The organism is Rhodococcus sp. NPDC019647 (assembly GCF_044389235.1).
Classification (GTDB): domain Bacteria; phylum Actinomycetota; class Actinomycetes; order Mycobacteriales; family Mycobacteriaceae; genus Rhodococcus_F; species Rhodococcus_F oxybenzonivorans.
In genome coordinates, this window is record NZ_JBIRXS010000002.1 from 107,792 (window position 1) to 133,513 (window position 25,722).

A 25,722-nucleotide genomic window follows, 5' to 3' on the forward strand; every position below is an offset into this window, starting at 1 on the left:
AGTCCTGCAGGGTGCGGCGCCACCCGCGGCCCGATCGTTTGAACAGGCGCTACCGTCACAGCATGGCCCGCTTTCCTTCCACCGAACAGTGGTACCGATGGAGCGCGAAACACAGTCGCGGAATCGACGTGTGCGTTGCCGGCGTCGTCACCGTTCTCAGTCTCCTCACCGCGGCGGAGGCGAGCGTGACCGCGGTGGTCGTTTCCTTGGGGATGACGGTGCCGCTGGCCTGGCGTCGTTCGCACACGGTGGTGTCGGGTTTCGTCATCGCCGCGTTCTCCGTGCTGCACCTTGTCGTGATCGCACACACCCTCCTGCTGTCCGTAGTCGCGGTCCCCATCGCGCTCTACGCTTTCGCCGCCTACGGTCCGCGGTGGAGTAGTTTCACTGCGCTCGGTCTCGCCATGGTCGGGGCTGTGGGCGCGACGGTGAAGTACTTCTCCGACAGCAAGTCGTCCGAGATACTCGTGTACAACTCCCTCGCCTTCGTCGTCTTCGTCCTCGCGGTGTGGGCCTTCGGTGACCTGCGCCGGGTTCGGATGAAGGAACTCGACGGGCTGGCAGAGCGAGCTCGGCTCCTCGGACTCGAACGGGAACAGGAAGCCGAGATCGCCACCATCACCGAGCGCACGCGGATTGCCCGGGAGATGCACGATATCGTCGCCCACTCGCTGACCGTGGTCATCGCTCAGGCCGACGGTGGGCGGTACGGGGCCGCCCAGGATCCCGCAGCGGCTGTCGCTGCGCTGGAGACGATCGCCGCCACAGGCAGGCAAGCGCTGACGGATATGCGGGCCCTGCTGTCTGTGTTGCGGGAGGACCGACCCCGGGACTTCGCCATGATCCCCGGTGCGTCGGATATCGAGTCGCTCGTCGCAGACCTTCGCAGAAGTGCGGTGGACGTGCACCTGCAGATCGAAGGTAACCCGCGGGAACTGCCCCCGGGAACGAGTCTGACCGCGTACCGGATCGTGCAGGAGTCGCTGACCAACGTGCTCAAGCACGCCGGGCCGGGGGCGCACGCCGACGTCGAAATGAGCTGGAGCGAGCACGATCTGGTTGTCACTGTCGTGGACGACGGCCGGGGCGTTTCGGCGGCGCTCATCGAACCATCCGCAGGTGGGCAGGGCTTGATCGGGATGACCGAGCGCGCACGACTTCACGGCGGCCGGGTGACGGCTGGTCCCAAACCTGGTGGCGGCTATCGGGTCCGCGCCGTCCTCCCTCACGGAAACACCTAGGGTGAGTGCATGGACGAACACGGCGGCCGCATCGATGTTGCGCTGATCGACGACCAGCAACTGGTCCGCGCCGGATTCCGGATGGTCATCGATTCGCAGCCGGACCTGTCGGTGGTAGTCGAGGCGTCGGACGGGCGGCAGGCGCTCACCGAACTCGCGGCACGTCGCGTCGATGTCGTTTTGATGGATGTGCAGATGCCGCGCATGGACGGCATCGAAACCACCCGCCAGCTGCTGGCCGCAGAAGATGCGCCGAAAGTGGTGGTACTCACCACTTTCGACAACGACGAATATGTCCTGTCCGCAATCCGGGCGGGTGCGAGTGGCTTTCTCCTCAAGGACGTTCCACCGGAACAGTTGCTCGACGGTATCCGGACGGTGCACCGGGGCGACGCTGTGATCGAGGCACGGGCCACTCGCCGCCTCCTCCAGCACGTGGGGCCGTTACTCGAGGATTCGATGGACCGCGCACAGCTTCCGGAGGAACTGACACCCCGTGAGGTGGAAGTCCTCGAGGCCATGGCGTATGGGCTGTCCAATACAGAGATCGCGGCGCAGCTCCACATATCGGAGACCACGGTGAAAACGCATGTGGGACGCGTCCTGTCGAAAACGCACTCACGAGACAGGGTGCAAGCGGTGGTGTTCGCGTTCCAGGTCGGTTTGGTGCGCCGCTCGGACCTTCTCGGTACCGAGGACTGACGCTGGGGGCCCACGTCGTCCTACCGGGGGATGACGGCCGCCGCCGAAAGATGGCTCCGCGCTCCGACGCGCACACCGCTTCACCTGCAATAACGTCGATTCCGTGATGACAAGGACCAACACGGAGGTGGGGACGACGATGCAGGCTGCGGTCCGCGCGAGCGGAGTGACGAAGGTATACGGCACGGGTGAGACAGCGGTGCAGGCGCTGGGCGGGGTGGACGTCGATTTCGCACGAGGCGAATTCACCGCCATCATGGGTCCGTCGGGTTCCGGCAAGTCGACACTGATGCACTGCCTGGCCGGACTGGACACGGTGTCGGCCGGCCGCGTGTTTCTCGGCGACACCGAGGTTACCGGGTTGGGCGATGGGGAGCTGACCGAACTGCGGCGTGAGCGGATCGGATTCGTGTTCCAGGCATTCAACCTCCTGCCGGTTCTGAGCGCACGAGCCAACATGATGTTGCCGATGCGCCTGGCGGGCAGCACCCCATCGCCACAGTGGATGGCGGAAGTGGTCGCCAAGCTCGGGCTCACCCACCGGCTCGATCATCTCCCCCACGAGTTGTCGGGCGGGCAACAACAGCGGGTGGCTGTGGGGCGCGCTCTGCTTCCGCAGCCCGACGTCGTCTTCGCCGACGAGCCGACCGGAAACCTCGATTCACACTCCGGCACAGAGGTTCTCGGGCTCCTGCGGACGTGCGTGCGGGAGACGTCGCAGACGGTGGTGATGGTGACGCACGACCCGGTGGCCGCGTCGTATGCGGACCGGGTGGTTCTCATCGCAGACGGTCTGATCGCCGGTGACATTCTCCGGCCGACCGTAGATTCCGTGATCGCGTCGATGCGCGCACTCGGCGCGAACGACCTCGCGGCGGTGCGGCGATGAGGGAGCTGGCTTTGGCGCAGGCCCGGGCGCACGCGGGCCGGTACGTGGCCTCAATTCTCGCGGTGGTCATCGCCGTCGGGTACATCGTGGCGACGCTGACCTTGAACTCCACCGTCGGCGCCGGAATCGACAACTCACTCGCTGTGCAATATCGGGGCACCGACGCGGTCGCTTCCGGGCCGGGCGCCAGGGCGGCCGACCTCGCCCGGATCCCCGGCGTCGCCACGACGACCGATGACGTGAGCGCCTCCGTCCGGGTCGATTCTGCGATCGACGGAAAGTCCTACGGTGACGCCGTGTCGATCGCGGACGACAGTGTGTTGCGGTGGCAGCAGGTCTCCGACGGAGAACTGCCCAGGGGACTCGGTGAGGCGCTGGTGAGTAAGGACGCCGGAATCCCTGTCGGCTCGGAGATCACGGTGACTGCACTCGACGCGAGCGACGGTGTGACCACCAGTGTGCGCGTCGTCGGGCTGGTCGACCTCTCCGGAACAGCGCAGCGAATGCGCGGCACCACGGTCTTCGCGACACCTGCTCAGTTGATTCAGTGGGCCGGTGACGCCGCCACCCACGAGGTACGCATTGCCGGTGACGGGTCCCTGTCACAGCAGGAGCTGGCCACCCGTATCCGCGAGGCCGTGCCCGCCGACTCGACCGTGGTCACCGGAGCCGCGGCCACGAAAGACGCTGCAGGACAGTATCTCGGCCAGGCCGAGGTGCTGAGTTCCATCCTCCTGTCCTTCGGCGCCATCGCGGTCGTTGTCGCGGCGCTCGTGATCGCCAATACGTTCGCAGTGTTGCTCGCGGCGCGGACCCAGGAGCTTGCGCTCCTGCGCTGTGTCGGTGCAACCGCATCACAGGTGCGCCGCAGTATCCGGACGGAGGCCGCCGCAGTAGGGATCATCGCGTCCGTTCTCGGCGCCGGTGTCGGGATCGCGTTGGCCTGGGTGGTCGGACGGGTGGCCACGGCCGCGGATGCACCGATCCCGTTGTCGGTGTTGCATGTCGATCCGCTGGCGGTCGCGCTCGGTGTGGCAGTGGGGATCGTGATGACCATGGTGGCAGCGTCTGCCCCCGGACGGGCGGCGACCAGACTGTCACCACTAGCAGCGCTGCATCCGATGGAGGCCAAGCCGGAGAGTGCGCGAATATCACTCGGCCGCAGGGTTCTCGGCCTCGTGATGCTATCCGCCGGAATCGCGATGACCGTGGTAGGCGTCCTCGCACAGCAAGTTCCGGCAGCCACTGTGGGCGGGTTGCTCTCGTTCCTCGGCATCGCGGCACTGAGCACTACCATGGTGCCGGCGCTGATCAGCCGGACGGGCATCGTTCTGGCACGGCTGGCAGGTCCGGTCGGCGAGCTCGCCGCGGGCAACGCAGGCCGGAATCCGCGCCGGACCGCCGCTACAGTCACTGCTCTGTTGATCGGTGTGGCGCTGACCAGCACCTTGGTGGTGGGGATCGCGACAGTGAAATCGTCCGCCCCCGCCGCGATGGACGAGCAGTTTCCGGTGGACGTGATGGTCAGCAGCACAGGGAACCGAGGACTTGCACCGGAGTTGGGCCCGCGGATCACGGCAACAACGGGCGTGTCGGGGGTTTCGGCGCTCGAGCGGGCCGACCTGGTCATCGATGGACGTGGCGAACTGGAGGCCTTCGGGGTGTCGGGCAGTGCCGCGCGGTCCGTGCTGCGCACCCCGATCACCCTTCCCTCACCGGGACGGCTGGTGCTCTCTCCCGCCGGACTGCGGGACAACGGTCTGAGCCCTGGAGACACGGCGACGGTCCGAGGTGATCGCGGCGACGTCACAGTCACGGTGGTGGAGGGCCGGGACGGTCAGCCGGCTCTCCTCGACCACACCGATATGGCGGTGTCGGCATCGTCCCCGGTGATCGACGCGTACTGGATTCGTCTGTCGGAGGGCAACTCCGACGAGCAGTCGCTGGCCGCGACCGACCAGGTGACGGAGCTTGCCCGTGAGCTGGCGCCCGGAAGCGAAGTCCAAGGCATGATCGCGATGCGCGGGGCTATCGATTCGGTGCTCGACACCATGCTCATGGTGGTCGCGGGTCTGCTGTCGGTAGCCGTGCTGATCGCATTGATCGGCGTCGGTAACACGATGGCACTGTCCGTCCTCGAACGTCGTCGTGAATCGGGACTGCTTCGAGCACTCGGCCTGACGAGAAAGGGAGTACGCGCAATGTTGATCTGGGAAGCTCTCCTGGTGGCCGGTGTGGCGTCCGGAATGGGCGTCGTGTTCGGTATGATCTTCGGAAGCGCCGGAACTGCCTCTGTTTTCGGTTACGACGATGTGGTGCTCAGCGGAATCCCGTGGGTGCAGCTCTTCGCCATCGTGTTGATCGGCGGGGTCTGCGGGGTGATTGCGGCACTGCTTCCCGCCAGGCGTGCAGGGGCGATCTCGCCGGTATCGGCCATGGCCGGTTAGCTCCCCTGGGCCGCCTCACCGAGCCCGGCCGAGTCCTAGGTCCTTTGTTCCTCGAGGGCGACGGAACCCGGATCGAGGCTCGGTCGAGGCGGCCACGGCGAATAGACGGGAATGAAGCGGAACAGCAGGCCCGCACCGAGCAGCGCAGCCCCGCCGATCGCACCGACGGCGAACCCGAGCGGGAGCACCGCGGCCAGCGCACCCACCCCCAACGGCCCGGCGAACATACCGGTGTCGTGGGTCAGTCGCCAGGCGGCGAGGAACTCGGCGCGGATCGCGGGTGGGGCGATGTCGGCTCCCAGCGTCATGATGACGCCATTGCCGAGCCCGTTGCCGATGCCCATGAGGACGGCGACCGCACCGATCGACACCAGATCGTGTGAGAACGGCAACGCCAGGTACGACACTCCGATCACCAGCAGGGAGGGTACGGCGATGAATCGCCGGCCGTACCGGTCCATGAAGTGGCCGGCCGGATACGAACACAGCAGGTCGACGGCCGCTCCGGCACCGAACACCAGGCTTACCTGTGCGGCGTCGAGTCCGAGGTGGGCGGCCCACAGCGGCAGCACCGCTTCCCGAGATGCTCGCCCCGCACCCATCAGCAGCGAGCCGGCGCCGAGGGTGGACAACAGCTTTCGGTGCCCCCGCAGAATGGAGGGCAGCGTGGCATGCGACTTCGCCGGGCCGTCCGTGCGGCTCGGTGGATCGGGGACGCGGGACATCAGCCACCCCGACAACACGACACCGACAAGCTGGACGACGAACCCGCCGCGCGTGCCGACGACGAGGATCACGGCGGCACCGAGAAGCGGGCCGACGAAGAAGCCGAGCCGCCACATCGCCGCAAACGACGACATGGCACGCGCCCTCAGCCCGAGCGGCACGGCCTCGGCCAGGTAGCTCTGCCGGGCCAGGCCCCATACTGCGTTGGCGAGCCCGGTCAGCAGGGCGCCGAGACCCAGCACTCCCGGCGTCGGCGCGAACAAGCAGATCAGGACGCCGAGGGCGCCGACCGAGCTGCCCCCGATGATCGACCGCCGCTCGCCGAACCTGGCTACGATCCGCCCGGCCGGCAGGTCACCGAGCACGGCTCCGAGCCCGACGACCGCCACGATCAGCCCCGACACCGCCACCGACGCACCGAGATCGCGTGCGGTGAGGGCCATGACCGGCGCCGCGGCGCCCTGGCCGATCCCGAAGATTGCGGCCGGGACGAAGACCGTGGTGACAAAGGGTTTGAGGCCGGTCGGACCGCTCATGCGCTCGCTTCGCCGACGGCACCGCCCAGCGCGTCACCGGGTGCGAACCGGTTGCCGACCTCGCCCAGTCCATAGTGACCGCGCAAGGTCGTCGAGGTGTACTCGGTGCGAAACAGTCCGCGGTCCTGGAGAATGGGAACCACCCGATCGACGAAGTCGTCGAGACCTCCCGGCAAGTACGGCGGCATGATGTTGAAGCCGTCCGCCGCACCCTGTTCGAACCAGATCTGCAACTCGTCCGCCACCTGCTCGGGGGTTCCGGCGAACGTGCGGTGTCCACGCCCGCCGCCGAGGAGTCCGATCAGTTGCCGCACGGTGAGCGAGCCGTCTTCGGCAAGATCCTTCACCAGCTGGTACCGACTCTTGTTCCCCTGAATCTCGTTGAGCGGCGGCAAGGGTGGGAGCGGGGCGTCGAGCGAATGCTCGGTGAGGTCGACGCCGAGCATCGTGGACAGCTGACGCAGCGAGTACGCGGGAGAAATCAGGTCGGTGAAGGACCGTTCGAGCGCCTCCGCCTCCTCCTGGGTGTCTGCGATGAATGGGACGATACCGGGCAGCACCTTCAGATCGCCGGCATTGCGGCCGTACTTCACCACCCGCGCCTTCAGGTCCCGGTAGAACTCCTGCCCTTGCGCGAGGGTGCGTTGCGCAGTGAAGACCGCCTCTGCGTGCCGGGCGGCGAACTCTTTACCGCTCTCCGAAGAACCGGCTTGTACCAGCAGTGGACGCCCCTGCGCCGATCGTGGGGAGTTCAGCGGCCCCTTGACCTGGAAGCGCGGTCCATCGTGGTCGATCGTGTGGACCTTTGCCGGGTCGGCGAACAGGCCGGTGTCCGGGTCGAGTACCACGGCATCGTCTTCCCAGCTGTCCCACAGCGCAAGTGCCACGTCGACGAATTCCGCTGCACGATCGTATCTTCCGCTGTGCGCCGGGATTCCGTCGACGCCGAAGTTCGCCGCCTCGTCCGCGCCGGCCGACGTCACGATGTTCCACCCCGCCCGGCCACCGCTGATGTGGTCGAGAGAGGTGAACTTCCGCGCCAGGCTGTAGGGGTCGCCGTAACTCGTCGACGCCGTGGCGATCAGTCCCACGTGTTCGGTGGCGACGGCGATGGCCGACAGCAGCGTGACGGGTTCGAAGATCGCCTGCGTGTTGTGCTCGAGCCGCGGACCGATTGCCAGGGTGTCGGCGAAGAACACGGAGTCGAGTTTGCCGCGTTCCGCGATCCGCCCGAGTTCCTGGAAGTGCTTCACGTCCAGAACCCGGTGGGCCTCCGTGCGTGGATGCCGCCACGCCGCCTCGTGGTGACCCACGCCCATGAGAAAGGCATTGAGATGGAAGTGCTGGGAACCTTGTGACATCGAGTTTCTTTTCTACGAGATGAGCAGCAGGCCGTTCAGACCCGCCAGCGCGACAACCTGCGTTCGATCAACACGAGAATCGCGTTGAGGGACAGCCCGAGAACAGAGATCGCGACGATGCCCGCGTACATGTTGGGGATCTGGAAGTTGAACTGGGAGGCGGTGATCAGATAGCCGAGCCCGGCCTTGGCGCCCACCATTTCAGCGGCGATCAGGACGAGAATGGAGGACGCCGCCGCCATGCGGATACCGGTGAAGATGGTGGGAACAGCGGCGGGCAGCACCACCTTCTGGAACAGGCGCACCGACGACAATCCCAGCGACGAAGCCGATTTGATCAACAGCGGATCGACGGTACGCACACCGGAAATCGTGTTGAGGAGAATGGGGAACGTGCACGCGTAGATCACCAGCGCGATCTTCGACTCCTCACCGATGCCGAGGATCAGGATGAAGACGGGTAGCAGGGCCAGCGCGGCCGTGTTACGGAAGAGCTCGAGAATGGGGTTCAGGAAGTCCGACACCGGGCGGTACCAGGCGATCGCGATACCCAGTGGGATCGCGATCGCGACTGCCACGAAGAAGCCGATCAGGGCCCGCGAAAGACTCGCCGACACGTGCTGCCCCAGTTCACCGCTGGCGGCCAGGTCGAGAAAGGCTTCGACCACCGTACTGAACGGTGGCAGAAACACCTCGTCCACCAATCCGATTCGGGGCGCGAACTCCCACAGCGAGAGAAACGCGACGATCGCGATCGAAGGCTTGAGGATTCGCCAGGCGACGGGTCCCACGACCGCGCCGGCGCGCTTCGCGGCGCCTGGTGTCGCCGGCCCGACCTCCGGTGCGGGTGACGTTGCCGGGGTCTGCAGTGGATCGGCGACGACAGGCGCCTCGTCGAGGTCTGTCGGTGTGGCAAGTGCGCTAGACATGAGCCTCCTCCTTCTCGATTACCTGTGCTCGCTCCACTTCACCGTGCAACAACGTCCAGATCTTGTGCCGGTACTGCCGGAACTGCTCGTTGGATCGGACGTCCTCACCGCTGCGGTCGATGTCGATGTCGACGAACGTCTTCACCCGCCCGGGTCGCGAGGTCAGCACCGCAACCCGCTGCCCGAGGTAGATGGCCTCGTCGATGCCGTGGGTGATGAACAGGATGGTTTTTCCCGTTGCCTTCCAGATGCGCAGCAGTTCGTCCTGGAGTGATTCGCGGGTCTGCGCGTCGAGCGCGGCGAACGGCTCGTCCATCAGCAGCACTTCGGGATCGAAGGCCAGGCTGCGGGCAATTGCGACACGCTGCTTCATCCCACCGGACAGTTCGTGCGGATACCGGTCACCGAAGCCGTGCAAGCCCACCAACTCGAGGTAGTGCTCGGCGAGGCTTCGGCGCTCCTTCTTGGGCAGCCCCTTGGCTTCCAACCCGAACTCGATGTTGTGCCGCGCAGTGCGCCATGGGAGAAGCGCGTACTGCTGGAAGACGATGCCTCGGTCGAGTCCCGGCCCCGTCACCGGCTTTCCGTCGAGGAGAATGCGGCCCGAGGTCGGTGTGCTCAAACCTCCGAGAAGGTCCAGCAGCGTCGACTTTCCGCAACCGCTGGGTCCGACGAGGACGAGGAACTCACCGGCGGCGAGATCGATGTCGATGTCTTCGATCGCGGTGAACTTGTCCTTCGTTCCGCGCACGTCGAATTGTTTGGTGACGTGTTCGAGGCGGAGTTTGGGGGGTGTGACCTGACCTCGGTCCGAAGCGGTCGTGCTCATGTCTGTCCTTCCGATACTTCTCCGTCAGTTCTGCTCGGTACTGTCATTTCGTGGCCAGGGCCTGCCCGTCCGGACCGCTGTCCGCCGGATACGTGCCGTTGGCGTAGGGGTTGTACTCGTTCGTGTACACATCGGCCGGCGTGAGCTTGCCGTCCTCGAGTTCTCCATTGCGCACGAGCCAGTCGATCCAGGTCTGGATTTCCTTGTCGGTGATCACTCCACCGGGACCGGCGACACCGGGCGACCTCCAGTAGTCGACGAGGTCGGTGTTCTCGTTGCGTCCACGCTCGGTGATGATCTCCTTGTACTTCGCGATCACCTGATCGCGGGGCGTGGTCTGTGTCCAGCGGATCGCCCGGGCCGTGCCCTGCACGAAGTCGGCCACTGCCTCCTGGTTCTTTGCGATGAAGTCGTTGCGGAACAGCAGCGAGCCGTACGTGAACGAACCGAAGATGGACTCGTCGGTGAACAGCGCGCGGATGCCGCCCTTCTCCACGGCCTTGTCGCGGAACACGCTCCCGAGTGTGCCGACATCGATCTGTCCCTGTCGCAGTGCCTGTTCGGTGTTCACCGGGGGTACGACGGTGAGCTCCACCTGCTTGATCTCGTCCGGAGTGAGCCCTTCTCGCGCCAGCCATTCACGGACCAGGAACTCGTGGTGCGCGCCGAGGGTATTCATCCCGACTTTCTTGCCGATGAGATCTCGGGCGGTGCGAATCGGGCTGTCCTCGAGCACGTAGTACCCGTTGAACGTTTCCTTGTCGGAGCCGTAGTAGCCGATGACCGAGGTGACGGGTGAATCCGCGGCGGCCAGCTTCAGTACCGCCCCGTTGAACGCCCCACCGAAATCGGTCTGTCCCGTTGCGGCGTTCTGGATGCTCTGGGGCCCACTGGTGGTGTCGCCGATCCAGTTCAGCTCGACCTTCTGGTAGTAGCCCAGGTCGGCCGCCAATTCCGAGAAGGAGACCTGGCCGGTGGTTCCCTCGTAGCGCAGGACGGTCTTACCGTCGGCGGTCGTGACGGTCTTGTCGCTCGAGCAGGCGACGGTGAGGCCGGCGAAGGTGAGCAGGGCGGCCGCGGCGGCCAGAGTCCGCGCCAGACGTGGACGAATCATCGGGATCTTCCTCAGGGTGATGCCCGCACACGGAAAGGGTGGCGGGTCGGGTGATGCGCACCGTTCGACCGGAGACCGGGACGGTCCCGCGGGATCGAGCAGTGCCTGCGAAGAGAAGGGGTGCAGAAAAGCCAGGTCAGCTGCGACAGCTACAACACTGGAACATGGCAGAACTCCCTGACGTCGTGTGGTTGTCCCACAGTACGTCCGGTGCCCCCACCAGGGTCAACGGTTACGCGCACCACGGATTTTATGTCTGGATCGGACGTACGATGTCGGCATGCCGTCAGCGACGCTGGTAGACGAATTCGAGGGCCACCGGCGGCATCTGTTGTCGGTGGCCTATCGGCTGACCGGCAGTGTCAGCGACGCCGAGGATGCCGTCCAGGAGTCGTGGCTGCGACTCGACGAAGAGAATGCCACCGGCATACGGGACCTCCGGAGCTGGCTGACCACCGTGGTCGGCAGAATCTGCCTCGATCGGCTGCGATCGGCCGCAGTGCGGCGGGAACAGTATGTCGGGCAGTGGCTTCCGGAACCCATCGTCACCGGGCTGGGACCGTCTGCGGAGCCGGATCCGCTCGAAGCGGTCGTACAGGAGGAAGACAACCGGCTGGCGGCGTTGATCGTGCTCGACACGCTCACTCCGCAGCAACGCGTCGCCTTCGTGCTCCACGACGGGTTCGGGGTGCCCTTCGACGAGGTGGCAGACCTGTTGGGGATCGCGGTCCCGGCGGCGCGGCAGCTCGCGTCCCGCGCCCGTAAGGCCGCGGCGGCAACCACTCCCGCGGTCCCGGACGAGGAGCATTCACGCGCGGTGCAGCGACTTCTCGGAGCCCTCGCCTCCGGCGACATCGATGCGGTGGTGTCGGCACTGCACCCCGACGCCCTCGTCATCGGCGACGCCAACGGCACGACCAGTACCGCCGTCAACGTCATCCGGGGAGCGGACAAGTTCGCTCGCTTCTATCTCGGCCTCATCCGAAAGTACGGCGCCGCCGCCTTCACCACCATGCAGCCTGTCCTGGTCAACGGTCAGCTCGGCTTCTTCAGCGCCGGGATCGCCGGCGGCGGGACCCACCGCAGCTCGCCTCCGCGAGTGGGTGGGTTCACCGTCCGGAACGGACTCGTCTACGCCGCCTACGACATCGCGAATCCGGAGAAGCTCGTCGGAATCAGGCTTCCGGACCACCCTTCGTGACCTGGGCGTCGTTCGAGGCCCACGGCACCCGACACGAATCGGTGCTGAAACCCTGTTCGGTGATGCCCAGTGCCGAATACATCCGGGCCCGCATGTTTTCGATCCCGATCTGATACGACAGTTCGACGACACCGTCCCTGCCGAAACGGCGTTCGAGGTCGGCCACCTGTTCGTCCGTGACCGTCGTGGGCGTCGCAGTCATCGCGTCGGCATAGGCGATGGCCGCACGTTCGTCCTCGCTGTACGCCGGGGAGTCGGCGTAGTTGCCGATGTCTTCGAGCCTCGCCGTGTCCAGCCCGTCCAGGCGTTGCAGCATCGTCCCGAAGTCCACGCACCATGAGCAGCCGATCGTCCAGGCGACGCGGTACACCGCCAGCTCCCGGACACTGGCCGGAAGAACTGTCGACGCCTTCTGCACTGCCATCTCGTGGCGGGCCGAGGCGACGAACAGTTTGCGGTGGTGGGCGAGCACGGCGAACGGCTCCGGGACCTCGTCGAACTTGCGGGCAGCGAATTTGTACGCAACCTTGACCAGCGGGCTCGCGTCCGCCGGGGCCACTGCGGGAATGCGGGGCATTGTGTCCTCCATCGTCACCGGGCGCCCTTCGCGCGCCGTCTACAGAGAAGACGAGACAGCCCCGCGGAACGTGACACGGCCGTGTGCGAGGTTCGGTGGCACACCGACTACGCTGCAGTAATGCCCGAAACGCCGCGCAATCGCCTGTCGGCTACGCCGCGTAATCGAACCGTCTCGCGCCTGCAGCCGTTCGCGTCGACCATCTTCGCCGAGATGACCGCACTCGCGGTGGAACACGACGCCATCAACCTCGGTCAGGGTTTCCCCGACACTGATGGGCCGTCATCGATGCTCGACACCGCGCGTGCGGCCATCGCCGACGGCCTCAACCAGTACCCGCCCGGGCCCGGAATGCCCGTGTTGCGGCGTGCGGTGGCCGCCGACCGGCTGGCTCGCTACGGTCTCGACCACGACCCGGACTCCGAGGTGCTGATCACCGTTGGCGCGACGGAAGCGATCAGCGCGGCAATTCTCGGTCTCGTGGAGCCCGGCGAGGAGGTGGTGTTGATCGAGCCGTACTACGACTCCTATGCGGCCTCCGTCGCACTGGCGGGCGCGGTGCGCCGCACCGTGCCCCTCGTTCCCGCCGGCGAAAGCTTCGCCGTCGACCTCGACGGACTCCGGGATGCAGTCACGAGCAAGACCCGGATGCTGGTGCTCAACACACCGCACAATCCCACCGGCACGGTGTTCACCCGCGAAGAACTCGAGGCCATCGCTCGCCTGGCCTGCGAGCACGACCTGCTGGTCCTCAGTGACGAGGTCTACGAACACCTGGTCTTCGACGGCCGGACCCATACCGCCGTCGCCACCCTCCCCGGGATGTACGAACGCACGGTCAGCGTGTCGAGTGCCGCCAAGACGTTCAACGTCACCGGTTGGAAGATCGGCTGGGCATGCGGACCCGCCGAACTGATCGACGCCGTGCGCACCGCGAAGCAGTACATGTCGTTCGTGGGCGGCGGCCCGTTCCAGCCGGCGGTGGCTCACGCGCTGACGCACGAACAGCAGTGGGTGACACAACTACGGGACAGCTTGCAAGCGAAGAGGGACGTTCTTTACGACGCTCTCGTGGCGGCCGGCCTGGAAGTCCGTTCCGGCGGGGGCACGTACTACCTCTGCGCCGACATCACGCGGATCGGCGAGCACGACGGTATCGAGTTCTGTCGCGATCTTCCGGCGCGGATCGGTGTCGCCGGTGTGCCGGTCAGCGTGTTCACCGACCACCCCGATCAGTGGAAGCCCTTGGTTCGCTTCGCCTTCTGCAAACAGGACCACGTGCTCGCCGAGGCCGCACGGCGATTGCGGGCTCTCGGAAAGCCTGGCTCGTGACTGCTCGCACCATCCCCGCCGACTTCGTCCGGCGATCACTGGAACTGTCGGCTCGCAGTGGCGTCGACCTCTCCCCCGCCTTATCCGTCGCAGGGATCACGACGGCATCGCTGCAGGACCCCTTGGCCAGGCTCACACCGACCCAGGTCACCGCGTTCACGCAAGCGGTCTGGCAGATCACGGGCGACGAACTGTTCGGTCTCGGACCGGCTCCGGTGCCGCGCGGCACCTTTCGGCTGGTGTGTCTGGCGTTGATCCACACCGCCGACCTCTCTGCCGCGCTCGAGCGGATGGCAGACATTCTCCGGGCGTTGCCCTCACTTCCCGCTCTCCACATCGTCCCCGGCAACCACGGCGGAACGCGCATGACGCTCGATATCCGTCCCGGCGCGAAGGTCCAGTCGGCCGAGGATGCACAGTTGTCTCTCGAGGCGGCGCGCGTCACCACCGACTTCCTCCTCATTCTCCTGCACCGGTTCGCAGCGTGGTTGGTGGGTAAGCGCGTCCGGTTGCTCGCCGTCGACATGCCGTACCCCGCACCGCTTCCACGCCTCGCCGAAAACTACGACCACATCTTCGGTGTCCCCGTCACGTTCGACTGCGCAATTCCCGCAATCGAATTCGACAATGCAGTGCTGCGGCTGCCGATCATCCAGACCGAGGACACGCTCGAGGAGTACCTCCGCGAATCGCCGACGTTGCTGATGTCCGAGCGCGACTACGACAGCACGGCGTCATCCCAGGTGCGGAGGGTGCTGGAATTGGGCATGAAGGGCCGCACGTCCACCGCCGAGGAGATCGCGGAGATGCTGTCGATCAGCGTGCCCCACCTACGGCGCCTACTCCGGCAGGAAGGCACCTCGCTCAATCAGCTCCGCGAGGAGGTTCTGCGCGACGCCGCAGTCGCGGGTCTGCGACGCGGTGAGACGGTCGACGATCTGTCCGCACGCCTGGGATTCTCCGAGCCCAGCGCATTCCGGCGCGCCTTCAAGCGGTGGACCGGCACTACTCCCAGCGCGTACCGCTGACCTCGGCTACTGCGTTTTCGGCCCACTGCGTTTTCGGCCCACTGCGTCCCCGGCCTGCTCGGTCAGGCGAGGCAGAACTCGTTGCCCTCCGGATCGGCCATGGTGATCCACTCGTTCGGACCCTGCCGTCCCCGGTGGAGCACCTTCGCGCCGGATTCCTCCAGTTCCCTGGCGAGGTCTTCTCGCCCGTCGCCCACCCGCAGGTCGAGATGCAGGCGGTTCTTCACCGTCTTCGACTCGGGAACGAGTTGGAACAGCACCCGTGGCCGCTCCGAATGCGCCGGATCCCGAATGGCGGCACCCTCCCGCCAGACGAGAACACCTTCGAAGATCATGGTGTCGGATTCTTTCGCGTGACCGGCCTGCACCAGTCCGCGGATGAATTCCTCGTTGCTCGGCTCCACCTCCCAACCGAGCGTCTGCGCCCACCACTTCGCGAGGCTGTGCGGGTTCTCCGAATCGACGGTGACCTGAAATTCGTATCCCATGTTCCGACGGTATAGCGAGGTACCGACAGGTTGAAGCGAGTACGACGCCGCGGGAGTTGTACGACGGACGTCAGACCACCGTGGGGCGACCGCGATCGAACGCAAGATGTACCGCGAGCCCGCCCAGCACACTGCCCATCATGAGTTTCTGAGCGCGGATCCACCGCGGCCGCCCCTGCAGCAAGCCGGCGACAGACCCTGCAAGGCAGACGATTGCGGCATTGACGACCACCGCGACGACAATCTGGACACTTCCCAGCATCAGACTTTGCGACCACACCGGTCCGGAGTCGGAATCGACGAACTGCGGAATCAACGCCAGGTACATCACCGCGATTTTGGGATTGAGCAAGTTCGTGGTGAGTCCCATCGTGAACAGGCGGGCAGGCGAATCGCGCGGCAGTGTCTGCCTCGGGGCGAACGGTGTACCCGAGCCCGGCCGGAGCGCCTGCCACGCCAGCCAGCCGAGGTAACATGCACCTGCCAGTTTCAATGCCGTGTATGCCTGCGGAACCGCAGAGAATACCGCCGAAATCCCCAGCGTCGTCGCTGCCAGATACACCAGAAATCCGATCGCGACTCCGCCCAGCGATATCAAACCTGCTCCTCGGCCCTGAGTGATGCTGCGCGAGACCAGGTACAGCATGTTGGGTCCCGGCGTCAGTACCAATCCGAGCGCGATCGCCGCCACCCCGAGCATTGCCGTCGAATCGATCATGGTCGTGACGATCCCACCAGCGCCCCTCGCCGTCACGGTCCAGTCCGGCCTCGGTGGACCGGTGCCGCGCTCTTTCTACAGAGACGCACCCCTTCTTCGCAGCCGCACTTCTTTTAGGGCCCGAAAGGTAGTGCAGCTACAGAAATCGGGTGCGCTGCGCGGTCATCACTACGCCCGAAAGTGATGGGAACATACGTTCGAACCTCGAGGTAGTATGACTGCATGACTTCCGCGGACGCGCGGTACGCGCTCCAAGCTTCGCTGTTCGACGACGCGTCGGGCGGTGTCGAACTGGGCGAACTCGGATCGACGGTCACTCGCCGAACCCTCACTGCCGGCGCCTGGGTCGACGTGCGCCCCGGCTGGATGACGGGCTCCGACGAGCTGTTCACCGAGCTCGTCGACACCGTTCCGTGGCGGGCAGAGCGCAGGCAGATGTACGACCGCGTGGTCGACGTTCCGCGCCTCGTCCGCTTCTACGGGGAGAACGAACCGCTTCCCGATCCACTCCTGGTCGCGGCGCGCGAGGCGTTGTGCACGCATTACCTGCCTGAACTGGGAGAAAAGTTCGTGACCTCGGGTCTCTGCTTCTACAGGGGTGGCTCCGACAGCGTGGCCTGGCACGGCGACGACACCGGCCGTAGCCGCACCGAGGACACGTTGGTGGCCATCCTCTCCCTCGGCACCGCGCGACCGTTGTTGCTGCGGCCGCGCGGTGGAGGGCAGTCGATCCGGTACTCGCTCGGGCACGGCGACCTACTGGTGATGGGTGGATCCTGCCAACGCACCTGGGAGCATTGCGTACCGAAGAGCAGCCGCCCGGTGGGTCCACGCATCAGCGTCCAGTTCCGCATGCGAGGAGTCCGATGATTGCTCACCCCCGCCGGGCCGCGACCGCCTGCGCCAACCGGTCGAGCTGCGCCGCGGTGGTGTCCCAGTCGATGCAGGCGTCGGTGATGGACTGCCCGTAGGTGAGGTCCTCGGCGCGGCCCAGGGTGAGGTCCTGACGGCCGGCCTCGATGAAGCTCTCGATCATGACGCCGACGACGCCGCGTTCGCCCGCCTCGAGCCGCGCCGCGATGTCGCCGACCACCTCCACCTGCTTTTCGTGATTCTTGCTGCTGTTGCCGTGGCTCGCATCGATCACGACCCGCTCGGACAGTCCCGACTTCCGCAGCCGGGCGAGTGTGTCGGACACCGTCTCCGAGTCGTAGTTGGGTCCGTCGGTTCCGCCACGCAAGATCACATGGCAGTCGGGGTTGCCCATCGTTCGGATCAGAGCGGCCTGACCGTCCAGATCCGTGCCGGGGAACACATGACTCGCCGCCGCGGCCCTTGTCCCGTCGACCGCCACCTGCACGTCACCCTCCGTGGAGTTCTTGATACCTACCGGCATCGACAGCGCGCTGCAGAGCTGTCGATGCACCTGGCTGGCGGCGGTGCGCGCACCGATTGCGCCGTAGGTGACCAGGTCGGCAATGTACTGGGGCATGATCGGGTCGAGGAATTCGCATCCGACGGGAAGCCCGAGCGAGGACACGTTGAGCAGCAGTTTCCGCCCCATCCGCAGACCGGTGTCGATGTCGAAGGTGCCGTCCAGATGCGGGTCGTTGAGCAGGCCCTTCCATCCCAGGGTCGTGCGCGGCTTCTCGAAGTACACACGCATGACGATGTGCAGATCGTCCCGCAGTTCCTCCGCCTTCGCAGCGAGTCGGCGCGCGTAGTCCATCGCAGCCGCCGGATCGTGCACCGAGCACGGGCCGACCACGACGAGCAGGCGGTCGTCGTCGCCGTTCAGCACGTTCACCGTGTCGGCGCGGCCGCTACGCACAGTCGCAGCCGCGACATCGTCGGGCGCGAATTCACGGCGCACGACAGAGGGGGCCACCAGGGGGCTGATGCTCACTGTGCGCTGGTCGTCGAGGCGATCAGCATGGGACGCGGTGTCGAGAGTGACAGTCATGGGGTGGGGTTCCTGTTCTCAGGCCGACCCTCGAAGACTGTGAAGAATCCCGCGAGCCGGTCTGTAATCCGGCTCTGGGGTGGAAGTGATCAGCGCGTGGTTACGCCGACCGACCCACCCGGGGCCGGCCTGCTAAACCAGAAATACACGCGCTGCATGGCGCCCACAGTAGCGGCCGCCCCCGATCGGCGCCACACCCACCCCTAGGGGCCTCCGGCCTCGTGCGCCTTTCTGGTTGCCGGAACGACCAGAAAGGCGCACCGGGGCCGGAGGCCCGTTGCTTATATCGTGAGTTTGTGTTCATAATATGAGTGACCTTGTGACTGTAGTCACTATCCGCCTCCTCGTTAGGACGCGTCAATGTCAGACCTCGCAATCCTGATCAACACTGCGATCGCCGTGTCGGCCGTGGTGCTGATGATCGTGCGTTTCAAGTTCAACCCGGTGGTGTCGCTGGTCGTGGGATCCGCCTATCTCGGCCTCACTTCCGGGCTCGGAACGGCGAAGACGGTGGAGACGATCGCCACCGGTTTCGGCGACATCATGGCCGAAGTGGGGTTGCTTATCTCCTTCGGCGTCCTGATGGGCGCCATGCTGCGGGAAATGGGTGCGATCCAACGTCTGGTGGGAACGCTGCTGCGGGTCTTCGGTCCCAAGCGGATGCCCTACGCGCTGTCGCTGACCATCGCGACGTTGCTGCAGTCCATCTTTCTCGACGTACTGCTGGTCATCTCCGCACCGCTCGCACGTAACCTCGCCCCGAAGATCGGCCGGATGGGCACCGCGCGGATGGCCACTGCGCTGGCGATCGGGCTCGAGTGCGGGATCGTGTTCATGGTCCCGGGTGTGGGCGCGCTGGCGCTCGCCGGACTTCTCGGTGTGCCGCTCGGCAAGATGCTGATCTTCGGGTTGATCCTGGTGATCCCGACGGTGGCGATCTCGGTGGCGATCATGTCGTTCCTGTTCACCCACGGTTGGTGGAACCCGGAGAAGGACGAGGAGCACTTCCATCAGACAGTGGTGGACGACGAGGAAGAGGACGCGACTCCCGATGGCGGCGTAGGTGCCTCGAGCCCGCGGCCCGTGCCCGGTCGCAGCGTCGCCCAGGCCGAGCGCACCAGCACCAGCCTGCGCCCGACCACGGGCAATGATGTCGTGACCCGGCACGAGGGCCGGCTCATCGTCCTGCTCGCTCCGCTGCTCGTGTCACTTCTACTCATCGCGACCGGCGCCATTCTGGATATCGCCGAAGTCAGCAATCCGGTTATCGACTTCGTGTCCGAACCGCTCATCGCTTTGTTGATCGGTCTGATCGGCACGAGCTTCATCGGACGACTCACCATCGGCCAGCATCGCGTGCAGAAGGCAATCGCCAGTGGTTTCAGCGAAAGCGGCCAGATCCTGATTCTCACCGGAGTCGGTGGCTCACTCGCCGCCACTATCGCGGCCGTCGGACTCGGGGACATTCTCGGTCAGTATTTCGCCGCCAACCACGCCGCCCCGCTGCTCATGGTGTGGGTGATGGCCGCTGCCCTGCACATCGCGGTCGGCTCGGTGACGATCTCCGCGATTACCGCCGCCGGCGTCCTCGCCCCCGTCGCACCGATCATCGGCCTCGATCCGGTCCTGATCGCGTTGGCGGCCGGTGCCGGTTCACTGTTCGCCGTGCACGTCACCAGCAACACCTTCTGGCTTCTGCAATCCCTCATGGGGCAGACCACACGTGGCACGCTGAAGACGTGCTCCGTAGGAGTATCGGTGGCGTCGGTGGTCGCCATCCTGCTCATCCTTCCGATGAGCCTGTTCTTCTGACCGCCCCTCGCACCCCTGAAGGAACATCATGTCTGAAAACACGATCCGCCCCCTCGACGGCGTACGAGTACTCGAGCTGGGTAACTACATCGCCGCCCCGACCGCGGGACGCATGCTCGCCGACTTCGGGGCCGAGGTCATCAAAGTGGAGCGTCCGAAAACCGGTGACGAACTGCGCAACTGGCGCCTCTACTCCGGCGACACCTCGATGCTGTACCGCACGATCAACCGCAACAAGAAGTCGATCGTGCTGGACCTGCGGACCGAGGAAGGCAGGCAGCTCGTCCTCGACCTCGCCGCCAAGTGCGACATCCTGCTGGAGAACTTCCGGCCCGGCACCCTCGAGAAGTGGGGCATCGGACCGGAGGCGTTGAACGCGGCCAACCCGGACCTGGTGATCACCCGCATCTCGGCGTTCGGGCAGACCGGGCCGATGTCACAGCGGCCGGGGTTCGCCGCGGTCGCGGAGGCCGCGGGCGGATTCCGTGAACTCGTCGGCGACCCGGACCGGCCACCGGTGCGGGTAGGGGTGTCGATCGGCGACTCGATCGCCGGCCTCTACGCGGCGTTCGGGGCGGTGATGGCCCTGTTCCAGCGGGAGGCTGCGAAAGTCGCCGGAACGCAGGGCCCGTCCCTGCCGCATCGGATCATCGACGTCGCGCTCAACGAGTCGATCCTGTCGATGATGGAGTCGCTGATCCCCGACTACCTCGCGTACGGCGTCAAACGTGAACGTGTCGGTGGACGGATGGAAGGCATCGCCCCGTCGAACGCGTACCTCTGCAACGACGGCAACAGCATCATCATCGCGGGCAATGGTGACGCCATCTTCCAGCGCTACATGGACACGATCGGCCGACCCGACCTCGGCGCCGACCCGGGTCTGCAGACCAACGCGGGCCGCTGGGAGCGACGCGACGAACTCGACGCAGCGATCGGCGAATGGACCGCGCAGTATTCCCGCGACGAGGCGCTGAAGATCCTCGACACCGCCGGGGTGCCGTCGGGTCCGATCAACACCGCCGCCGATATCTGCAGCGACGAGCAGTACGCCGCCCGCAACATGATTCAGCAATTCACTGTCGACACCGGTGAGGCCGAGCCGAAGCAGGTCGGTTTCCCCGGCATCGTCCCGGTGATCGGCGGCACGTCGCTGCCCATCCGCAACGTCGGACCGGACCTCGGCGAGCACACCCGGGAGGTCCTGGAAACATTGCTCGGCAAGACCCCGGAACAGATCGACTCCCTCGTCAACGACACAGTAGGTGGCCTCTCATGACGCAGTCCTTCGAATCACGCACCCTGCTCCGCGACGTCACCCTGCGCGACGGGTTGCAGTTGACGGGCAAGATGCTGCCCACCGCCCGGAAGCTCGAGATCGCCCGCCGGCTCCTCGACCTCGGCGTGCCCGCGCTCGAGATCGGGTCGATGGCCCGTCCCGACCTCGTCCCGCCGATGGCGAATACCGTCGAGGTGATCTCCGAACTGACCCCGGAGGAACTGGACCATTGCTGGGTGTGGGTGGCGACGCCCCGGCACGTGGAGAAGGCCGCCGCGGCCGGTGCACGCCATTTCCAGTACTGCTTCTCCGCCTCCGATTCCCACAACCAGGCGAACATCGGACGTTCGACCGAGGACAGCCTCGCCGCGATGCCGGCGGCGATCGAACTCGCCCAGCAGGTCGGCGGCAGCATCCAACTGTGCATTGCGACGTCGTTCACCTGCCCGTTCGAGGGCCGGGTGCCCGAGCAGCGGGTGATCGACATCGCCAATGACCCGCGCGCCCATGGCGCCGTCGACGTCGTCGTCTGCGACACCCTCGGCCAGGCCGTCCCCGCCGAGGTGTACTCGCTCGTCTCCCGGGTCCGGCTGGACACCCCGCAGCGTGGCATCGTCTTCCACGGCCACGACACCTGGGGTCTGGGGGTCGCGAACAGCCTCGCCGCGGTCGCGGCCGGCGCGATGACCGTCGACGGCGCGCTCGGCGGTCTCGGTGGCTGCCCCTTCGCGCCCGGGGCCAGCGGCAACACCGCCAGCGAGGACCTGCTGTTCGCCACCCGCCCGGACTGGCTGAACCCCAACGTTTTCGGGTCGCTGGTGGAACTGTCCGAGAAGACGCTCGCGGAACTCGGTGAGGCCAACCGGTCCAAGGCCGCTCAGGGCGCACGCTCCAACGCCAACGCGTTCGAGTGGGTCATCGGCAGCAGCCGATGAGCGGCGCCCGGTTCTACGTCACCACCCCGATTCCCGAACCCGGTCTCACGCTGCTGCGCGCCGCGGGCAGCGTCCACGTCCCCGACGCGTTGCCCGAACCCGCGCAACTACGGGACGCGTGCGTGTCGGGCGACTACGACGTGGTGGTGTCCCAGCTGCGCGACTCCTTCGACGCCGACCTCCTGGCCGCCGCGAAGATTCGCGGGATCTCCAACTACGCGGTCGGGTTCAACAACGTCGATATCGGGGCGGCCACCGCGAACTCGATCCTCGTCGGCAACACACCGGGGGTGCTCACCGACGCCACCGCCGACGTCGCGATGCTGCTGATCATGGCCACCGCCCGCCGTGCCGTGGAGGCCGACACGTTCGTCCGCGCCGGAAAGTTCACCGGATGGGAGCCGAACCTGCTGCTCGGCCAGGACGTTTCGGGGCGCACGCTTGGTCTCGCCGGGTTCGGGCGGATCGCGCGGGCGACCGCGAAACGGGCACTTGCCTTCGGGATGCAGGTGCAGTTCTGCCCCCGGCCTCCCGGCGACCGGCCGGTGACGGACGAGGAACTCGGGGAGTTCGCCGGACTCGTCACCCACACCGACTGGGACACCCTCGTCGCCACCAGCGACTACCTGTCGCTGCACGTGCCCCTCAACGCGCAGACCCGCCACCTGGTCGATGCGGGCGTGCTGACGGCGATGAAACCCTCCGCGATCCTGATCAACACGGCCCGCGGTCTCGTCGTCGACGAAGCCGCCCTCGTCGCCGCCCTGAAATCCGGGGAGATCGCCGGCGCCGGGCTGGACGTCTACGAGGACGAACCCGCGCTCGCCCCGGGACTCGCGGAACAGTCGAACACGGTGCTGCTCCCCCACCTCGGCAGTGCGACGGTGTCGGTGCGCGCCGAGATGGCGAGGCTGTGCGCGGAGAACGCTGTGGCCATGGCGCAGAACCGGATCCCCCCACATCCGGTCAACCCGGAAGCGTGGAACCCATGACGGTTCTGATCGCCCCCGACAGTTTCAAGGGCACCTACACCGCAGGCGAGGTCGCCGACGCCGTCGCAGGCGGGGTCGAGTCGTCCGGAAGTACCGCGATCCGGCTGCCGGTCGCCGACGGCGGCGAGGGCACCCTCGACGTTCTCGCGGTCCCCCTCGGACTGCGCCCGGTCGTCGCCCGCGCCCGCAACCCCTGGGGCAGTCCGTGCCGGCCGACGTACGGACTGTCCGAAAACGGGACGGCGGTCATCGAGATCGCCGCAGCCTCCGGGATCACCACGCCGCACGACGGTCCCCGCGACCCGATCACCGCCACCACCTACGGCACCGGGATGCTCGTCGCCGACGCAGCCCGGCGCGGTGCCCGGCACATCGTCGTCGCGGCCGGTGGTTCCGCCACGACGGACGGGGGCACCGGCGCCATCGCCGCCATCGAGGCAGGCGGCGGGCTCCGGGGCGCTTCCGTCACCGTGCTGACCGACGTCACCACCCGGTACGTCGACGCCGCCAGGGTGTTCGGACCGCAGAAGGGTGCCGACGCGGAAGCTGTGCAACTGCTCACGCGGCGACTCGAGGCGAAGGCTCGGGCTCTGCCCCGCGACCCGTCCGAAGTCGACGGCACCGGCGCGGCAGGCGGGTTCTCCGGCGGCATGTGGGCACGGTACGACGCCGAACTCCGCTCCGGCGCCGAGTACATCCTCGATGTGACCGGCTTCGACGCCCTCGCCGCGGACGCGTCGGCGATCGTGGTGGGCGAGGGCAGGCTCGACGGACAGACGAAAGCGGGCAAGATCATCTCAGCGATCCTCGCCCGCGCGGGCACCACCCCGGTGTACGCCGTCGTCGGCTCCGTGGGCGACGATCTCGGCGACTACCGGTCCCGGTTCGCCGGCGTCCTGGTTGCCACCGACGCCGTGGCCATGCACGAAGCCGGCCGCGCGATCGCGACGCAGCTCATGACGGGTAGCGGCCACCCAGCGTGCGGGTGACCTTCTCGGCGCTGCCGACGAGCAGATCCACCCACTTCTCGCACTGTTCGCGCGGCATCCGGAGCGTCGGCCCGCTGATCGCGAGGGCACCGATCACGTCGGCGGACGAATCGAACACGGGCGCAGCCAATCCCGATGCGCTGTCTTCCCGCTCCCCGGCGGTGATGGCGTACCCGTCGGCCCGGGCCTGGTGGATCAGTTCACGCAGCACCGCGGTGTCGGTGACGGTGCCCTCGGTCATCGGCTCGATGGGGCCGGCGAGGACCTGTTCGGTGAGTTCCGGGTTCCAGGCGAGCAACACCCGGCCCGCCGAACCCGCGGGCAAGGGGACGATCTTTCCGACGTACATGTTCCGGCGCAGCGCGTGCTCGGTCTCCGCGATGGCCACGCACACGCGGTAGCCCTGCTCGACCCGGAAGAAGCTGGCGGTCTCGCCGGTGGCGTCGCGGATCTCCTTCAGCACCGGCGTGACGACAGCAAGCACGTCGAGTCCCTTGGTGGCCGTCGCAGCCCAGAACGCCATCTTCACGCCGATCCGGATCTGGTCGCCGGACCGGTCGAGGAATTCCTGCGCCACCAGGTTGCTGACGAGCCGCTGGACTGTCGAGGTCGGCAGACCCGTCGCCTGCTGGATCTCGCCCAGCGTCATCGACGGACGCGACAGGCTGAACGCATCGAGGATCTCCGTGATCTTGCTCAAGACCAGCAACGGTTGGTGCTTGGAGGTCAATTCGCCGTCTTCCGCTCGCATGCCTCAACGATAGTCGCCATCGCCCACCGAGGACATTGATGCTCGCGCCGAGCGCAGAGATGTGGTAGTTGTTGAGAATGCTGAATCGCGACTCGACGAAAGGCGCATGAGCGCCCACCGAGATCCGCTCCCCACGCTTCGATCGGCGCCCCTCCGATGTCGTGACCCCTCCACCCTGCGTGTCCGTCGACGCTCGAAATCGTTGGCGCACACTCGCGCAGACGAGGGGAACATTCAATCGAACAGGGTGGGGAGGTAGAGATGAAACTAGCAGCGGCACTGGCGGAACGCGGCGATCTGACTCGTCGGGTGGAGCACCTGAAATCGCGCATCCTCACGAATGCGCGACACCAAGAGGGCGAGTCGCCCGCGGAGGACGCCGCGGCGCTACTCGACGAACTCGAGGAGGTCCTGGACCGCCTGGAGATCCTCGTCCGAAGAATCAATCGAACCAATACGTCTGCGCCCCTTGGCGATGAGAGCATCACGGACGCCCTGGCCCGCCGGGACATGCTGCGCATCCGGCACCGGGTGGTGTCCGCCGCCGCGGATGCCGCCTCCGGTCGTGAGCAGGACCGGTACGGCCGACAATTACGCTCGGAGCTCGTCTTCGTCGCGGCGTTGCCGGTCCGGGATCTGCGGCGTACTGCCGACGATTTGGCGCGGCAGATCCGAGAAGTCGATCTTCGAGTGCAGCAAGCGAACTGGGAGGTCGACCTCCTCGACTGAATATTGCTGGGCAGTAGGTAACCGTTTCAGAGGCGGGCACACACCGCGGTCGGCGGCAATCCGGCCACTTCTCCTGCGTGGTAGGCAGCGCACCCCGGGCATACACCCGGATCACAATGCAGCCCAGCACATCGCACAGGTGACTGCGCACGAC

24 protein-coding genes are annotated in these 25,722 nt (G+C 66.4%); 14 read left to right on the top strand and 10 right to left on the bottom strand.

Translation table 11 applies throughout. From position 1 onward, the window contains the following. Positions 1-62: 62 nt before the first annotated feature. The 4 genes from ACH49N_RS04990 (at position 63) to ACH49N_RS05005 (ending at position 5,279) form a co-directional block, all read left to right on the top strand. The gene (locus tag ACH49N_RS04990) at positions 63-1,241 is read left to right on the top strand and encodes a sensor histidine kinase (protein WP_358270923.1); all 1,179 of its coding nucleotides are present in this window, start codon (positions 63-65) and stop codon (positions 1,239-1,241) included. 9 nt (positions 1,242-1,250) lie between these two features. Next, complete coding sequence (locus ACH49N_RS04995) at positions 1,251-1,943, top strand: response regulator transcription factor (protein ID WP_213573388.1); 693 nt, start codon at positions 1,251-1,253, stop codon at positions 1,941-1,943. A gap of 106 nt (positions 1,944-2,049) precedes the next feature. After that, entirely contained in the window at positions 2,050-2,832 is a 783-nt protein-coding gene (locus ACH49N_RS05000) for an ABC transporter ATP-binding protein (protein ID WP_358270924.1), read from the top strand. Then, entirely contained in the window at positions 2,829-5,279 is a 2,451-nt protein-coding gene (locus ACH49N_RS05005; RefSeq protein WP_358270925.1) for an ABC transporter permease, read from the top strand. The genes ACH49N_RS05000 and ACH49N_RS05005 overlap by 4 nt, the downstream gene beginning before the upstream one ends. A gap of 35 nt (positions 5,280-5,314) precedes the next feature. Here the strand turns inward: ACH49N_RS05005 and ACH49N_RS05010 are convergent, their stop codons facing one another. Genes ACH49N_RS05010 through ACH49N_RS05030 form a run of 5 tightly spaced genes read right to left on the bottom strand, consistent with a single transcriptional unit; the run spans position 5,315 to position 10,774 of the window. Further along, complete coding sequence (locus ACH49N_RS05010; RefSeq protein WP_358270926.1) at positions 5,315-6,541, bottom strand: MFS transporter; 1,227 nt, start codon at positions 6,539-6,541, stop codon at positions 5,315-5,317. Then, positions 6,538-7,902 carry an LLM class flavin-dependent oxidoreductase gene (locus ACH49N_RS05015; protein WP_358270927.1) on the bottom strand — a complete coding sequence of 455 codons (1,365 nt, stop codon included), beginning with the start codon at positions 7,900-7,902 and terminating at the stop codon, positions 6,538-6,540. Before ACH49N_RS05015 ends, ACH49N_RS05010 begins: the two co-directional genes overlap by 4 nt. A 35-nt stretch (positions 7,903-7,937) precedes the next feature. Beyond that, positions 7,938-8,831, bottom strand: coding sequence for an ABC transporter permease (locus tag ACH49N_RS05020; protein WP_159919827.1), 894 nt, complete (start codon positions 8,829-8,831; stop codon positions 7,938-7,940). Next, the gene (locus ACH49N_RS05025) at positions 8,824-9,660 is read right to left on the bottom strand and encodes an ABC transporter ATP-binding protein (RefSeq protein ID WP_159919825.1); all 837 of its coding nucleotides are present in this window, start codon (positions 9,658-9,660) and stop codon (positions 8,824-8,826) included. Before ACH49N_RS05025 ends, ACH49N_RS05020 begins: the two co-directional genes overlap by 8 nt. A gap of 43 nt (positions 9,661-9,703) precedes the next feature. Further along, complete coding sequence (locus tag ACH49N_RS05030) at positions 9,704-10,774, bottom strand: ABC transporter substrate-binding protein (RefSeq protein ID WP_159919823.1); 1,071 nt, start codon at positions 10,772-10,774, stop codon at positions 9,704-9,706. 280 nt (positions 10,775-11,054) lie between these two features. Here ACH49N_RS05030 and ACH49N_RS05035 point away from each other — a divergent pair, with 280 nt between their 5' ends. Beyond that, positions 11,055-11,975 (top strand): sigma-70 family RNA polymerase sigma factor, encoded by a 921-nt coding sequence (locus ACH49N_RS05035; protein WP_358270929.1) that lies wholly within the window; start codon positions 11,055-11,057, stop codon positions 11,973-11,975. Here the strand turns inward: ACH49N_RS05035 and ACH49N_RS05040 are convergent. Then, positions 11,950-12,552 (bottom strand): carboxymuconolactone decarboxylase family protein, encoded by a 603-nt coding sequence (locus ACH49N_RS05040; protein WP_358270930.1) that lies wholly within the window; start codon positions 12,550-12,552, stop codon positions 11,950-11,952. The genes ACH49N_RS05035 and ACH49N_RS05040 overlap by 26 nt on opposite strands. Positions 12,553-12,696: 144 nt before the next feature. Between ACH49N_RS05040 and ACH49N_RS05045 the strand changes: the two genes are divergently transcribed. Then, on the top strand, positions 12,697-13,884 hold the full coding sequence (locus tag ACH49N_RS05045) for a pyridoxal phosphate-dependent aminotransferase (RefSeq protein ID WP_358271406.1): 1,188 nt from the start codon (positions 12,697-12,699) through the stop codon (positions 13,882-13,884). Continuing rightward, entirely contained in the window at positions 13,881-14,912 is a 1,032-nt protein-coding gene (locus ACH49N_RS05050) for an AraC family transcriptional regulator (protein ID WP_358270932.1), read from the top strand. The genes ACH49N_RS05045 and ACH49N_RS05050 overlap by 4 nt, the downstream gene beginning before the upstream one ends. A gap of 62 nt (positions 14,913-14,974) precedes the next feature. On the opposite strand, the gene ACH49N_RS05055 is transcribed toward ACH49N_RS05050, so the two are convergent. Then, entirely contained in the window at positions 14,975-15,400 is a 426-nt protein-coding gene (locus ACH49N_RS05055) for a VOC family protein (RefSeq protein WP_109327342.1), read from the bottom strand. A 70-nt stretch (positions 15,401-15,470) separates the two neighbouring features. Continuing rightward, entirely contained in the window at positions 15,471-16,118 is a 648-nt protein-coding gene (locus ACH49N_RS05060) for a LysE family translocator (protein ID WP_358270934.1), read from the bottom strand. Positions 16,119-16,340: 222 nt separating this feature from the next. On the opposite strand from ACH49N_RS05060, the gene ACH49N_RS05065 reads away from it, so the two are divergent. Continuing rightward, positions 16,341-16,988 (top strand): alpha-ketoglutarate-dependent dioxygenase AlkB, encoded by a 648-nt coding sequence (locus tag ACH49N_RS05065; protein WP_358270936.1) that lies wholly within the window; start codon positions 16,341-16,343, stop codon positions 16,986-16,988. A 4-nt stretch (positions 16,989-16,992) separates the two neighbouring features. On the opposite strand, the gene ACH49N_RS05070 is transcribed toward ACH49N_RS05065, so the two are convergent. Next, positions 16,993-18,081, bottom strand: coding sequence for a 3-deoxy-7-phosphoheptulonate synthase (locus tag ACH49N_RS05070; RefSeq protein WP_358270938.1), 1,089 nt, complete (start codon positions 18,079-18,081; stop codon positions 16,993-16,995). Positions 18,082-18,441: 360 nt separating this feature from the next. Between ACH49N_RS05070 and ACH49N_RS05075 the strand changes: the two genes are divergently transcribed. Genes ACH49N_RS05075 through ACH49N_RS05095 form a run of 5 tightly spaced genes read left to right on the top strand, consistent with a single transcriptional unit; the run spans position 18,442 to position 24,088 of the window. Then, on the top strand, positions 18,442-19,893 hold the full coding sequence (locus ACH49N_RS05075) for an SLC13 family permease (RefSeq protein WP_358270940.1): 1,452 nt from the start codon (positions 18,442-18,444) through the stop codon (positions 19,891-19,893). A gap of 25 nt (positions 19,894-19,918) precedes the next feature. Then, a complete protein-coding gene (locus ACH49N_RS05080; protein ID WP_358271407.1) occupies positions 19,919-21,172 on the top strand; it encodes a CaiB/BaiF CoA-transferase family protein in 1,254 nt (417 codons plus the stop codon). After that, complete coding sequence (locus tag ACH49N_RS05085; RefSeq protein ID WP_358270942.1) at positions 21,169-22,107, top strand: hydroxymethylglutaryl-CoA lyase; 939 nt, start codon at positions 21,169-21,171, stop codon at positions 22,105-22,107. The genes ACH49N_RS05080 and ACH49N_RS05085 overlap by 4 nt, the downstream gene beginning before the upstream one ends. Beyond that, positions 22,104-23,099, top strand: a complete 996-nt coding sequence (locus ACH49N_RS05090; RefSeq protein ID WP_358270944.1) for a D-glycerate dehydrogenase — start codon at positions 22,104-22,106, stop codon at positions 23,097-23,099. The genes ACH49N_RS05085 and ACH49N_RS05090 overlap by 4 nt, the downstream gene beginning before the upstream one ends. Continuing rightward, complete coding sequence (locus tag ACH49N_RS05095; RefSeq protein WP_358270946.1) at positions 23,096-24,088, top strand: glycerate kinase; 993 nt, start codon at positions 23,096-23,098, stop codon at positions 24,086-24,088. The genes ACH49N_RS05090 and ACH49N_RS05095 overlap by 4 nt, the downstream gene beginning before the upstream one ends. Here ACH49N_RS05095 and ACH49N_RS05100 read toward each other — a convergent pair. Then, entirely contained in the window at positions 24,054-24,839 is a 786-nt protein-coding gene (locus tag ACH49N_RS05100; RefSeq protein ID WP_109327326.1) for an IclR family transcriptional regulator, read from the bottom strand. The genes ACH49N_RS05095 and ACH49N_RS05100 overlap by 35 nt on opposite strands. A 261-nt stretch (positions 24,840-25,100) precedes the next feature. Here ACH49N_RS05100 and ACH49N_RS05105 point away from each other — a divergent pair, with 261 nt between their 5' ends. Continuing rightward, complete coding sequence (locus ACH49N_RS05105) at positions 25,101-25,568, top strand: DIP1984 family protein (protein ID WP_250777196.1); 468 nt, start codon at positions 25,101-25,103, stop codon at positions 25,566-25,568. The last annotated feature ends 154 nt before the right edge of the window (positions 25,569-25,722 follow it).

Bases quoted from the DNA above. Each gene is read 5' to 3' on its own strand.
- ACH49N_RS04990 (WP_358270923.1), top strand. From the start codon at position 63: ATGGCCCGCTTTCCTTCCACCGAACAGTGGTACCGATGGAGCGCGAAA.
- ACH49N_RS04995 (WP_213573388.1), top strand. From the start codon at position 1,251: ATGGACGAACACGGCGGCCGCATCGATGTTGCGCTGATCGACGACCAG.
- ACH49N_RS05000 (WP_358270924.1), top strand. From the start codon at position 2,050: ATGACAAGGACCAACACGGAGGTGGGGACGACGATGCAGGCTGCGGTC.
- ACH49N_RS05005 (WP_358270925.1), top strand. From the start codon at position 2,829: ATGAGGGAGCTGGCTTTGGCGCAGGCCCGGGCGCACGCGGGCCGGTAC.
- ACH49N_RS05010 (WP_358270926.1), bottom strand. From the start codon at position 6,541: ATGAGCGGTCCGACCGGCCTCAAACCCTTTGTCACCACGGTCTTCGTC.
- ACH49N_RS05015 (WP_358270927.1), bottom strand. From the start codon at position 7,902: ATGTCACAAGGTTCCCAGCACTTCCATCTCAATGCCTTTCTCATGGGC.
- ACH49N_RS05020 (WP_159919827.1), bottom strand. From the start codon at position 8,831: ATGTCTAGCGCACTTGCCACACCGACAGACCTCGACGAGGCGCCTGTC.
- ACH49N_RS05025 (WP_159919825.1), bottom strand. From the start codon at position 9,660: ATGAGCACGACCGCTTCGGACCGAGGTCAGGTCACACCCCCCAAACTC.
- ACH49N_RS05030 (WP_159919823.1), bottom strand. From the start codon at position 10,774: ATGATTCGTCCACGTCTGGCGCGGACTCTGGCCGCCGCGGCCGCCCTG.
- ACH49N_RS05035 (WP_358270929.1), top strand. From the start codon at position 11,055: ATGCCGTCAGCGACGCTGGTAGACGAATTCGAGGGCCACCGGCGGCAT.
- ACH49N_RS05040 (WP_358270930.1), bottom strand. From the start codon at position 12,552: ATGCCCCGCATTCCCGCAGTGGCCCCGGCGGACGCGAGCCCGCTGGTC.
- ACH49N_RS05055 (WP_109327342.1), bottom strand. From the start codon at position 15,400: ATGGGATACGAATTTCAGGTCACCGTCGATTCGGAGAACCCGCACAGC.
- ACH49N_RS05060 (WP_358270934.1), bottom strand. From the start codon at position 16,118: ATGATCGATTCGACGGCAATGCTCGGGGTGGCGGCGATCGCGCTCGGA.
- ACH49N_RS05065 (WP_358270936.1), top strand. From the start codon at position 16,341: ATGACTTCCGCGGACGCGCGGTACGCGCTCCAAGCTTCGCTGTTCGAC.
- ACH49N_RS05070 (WP_358270938.1), bottom strand. From the start codon at position 18,081: ATGACTGTCACTCTCGACACCGCGTCCCATGCTGATCGCCTCGACGAC.
- ACH49N_RS05075 (WP_358270940.1), top strand. From the start codon at position 18,442: ATGTCAGACCTCGCAATCCTGATCAACACTGCGATCGCCGTGTCGGCC.
- ACH49N_RS05085 (WP_358270942.1), top strand. From the start codon at position 21,169: ATGACGCAGTCCTTCGAATCACGCACCCTGCTCCGCGACGTCACCCTG.
- ACH49N_RS05090 (WP_358270944.1), top strand. From the start codon at position 22,104: ATGAGCGGCGCCCGGTTCTACGTCACCACCCCGATTCCCGAACCCGGT.
- ACH49N_RS05095 (WP_358270946.1), top strand. From the start codon at position 23,096: ATGACGGTTCTGATCGCCCCCGACAGTTTCAAGGGCACCTACACCGCA.
- ACH49N_RS05100 (WP_109327326.1), bottom strand. From the start codon at position 24,839: ATGCGAGCGGAAGACGGCGAATTGACCTCCAAGCACCAACCGTTGCTG.
- ACH49N_RS05105 (WP_250777196.1), top strand. From the start codon at position 25,101: ATGAAACTAGCAGCGGCACTGGCGGAACGCGGCGATCTGACTCGTCGG.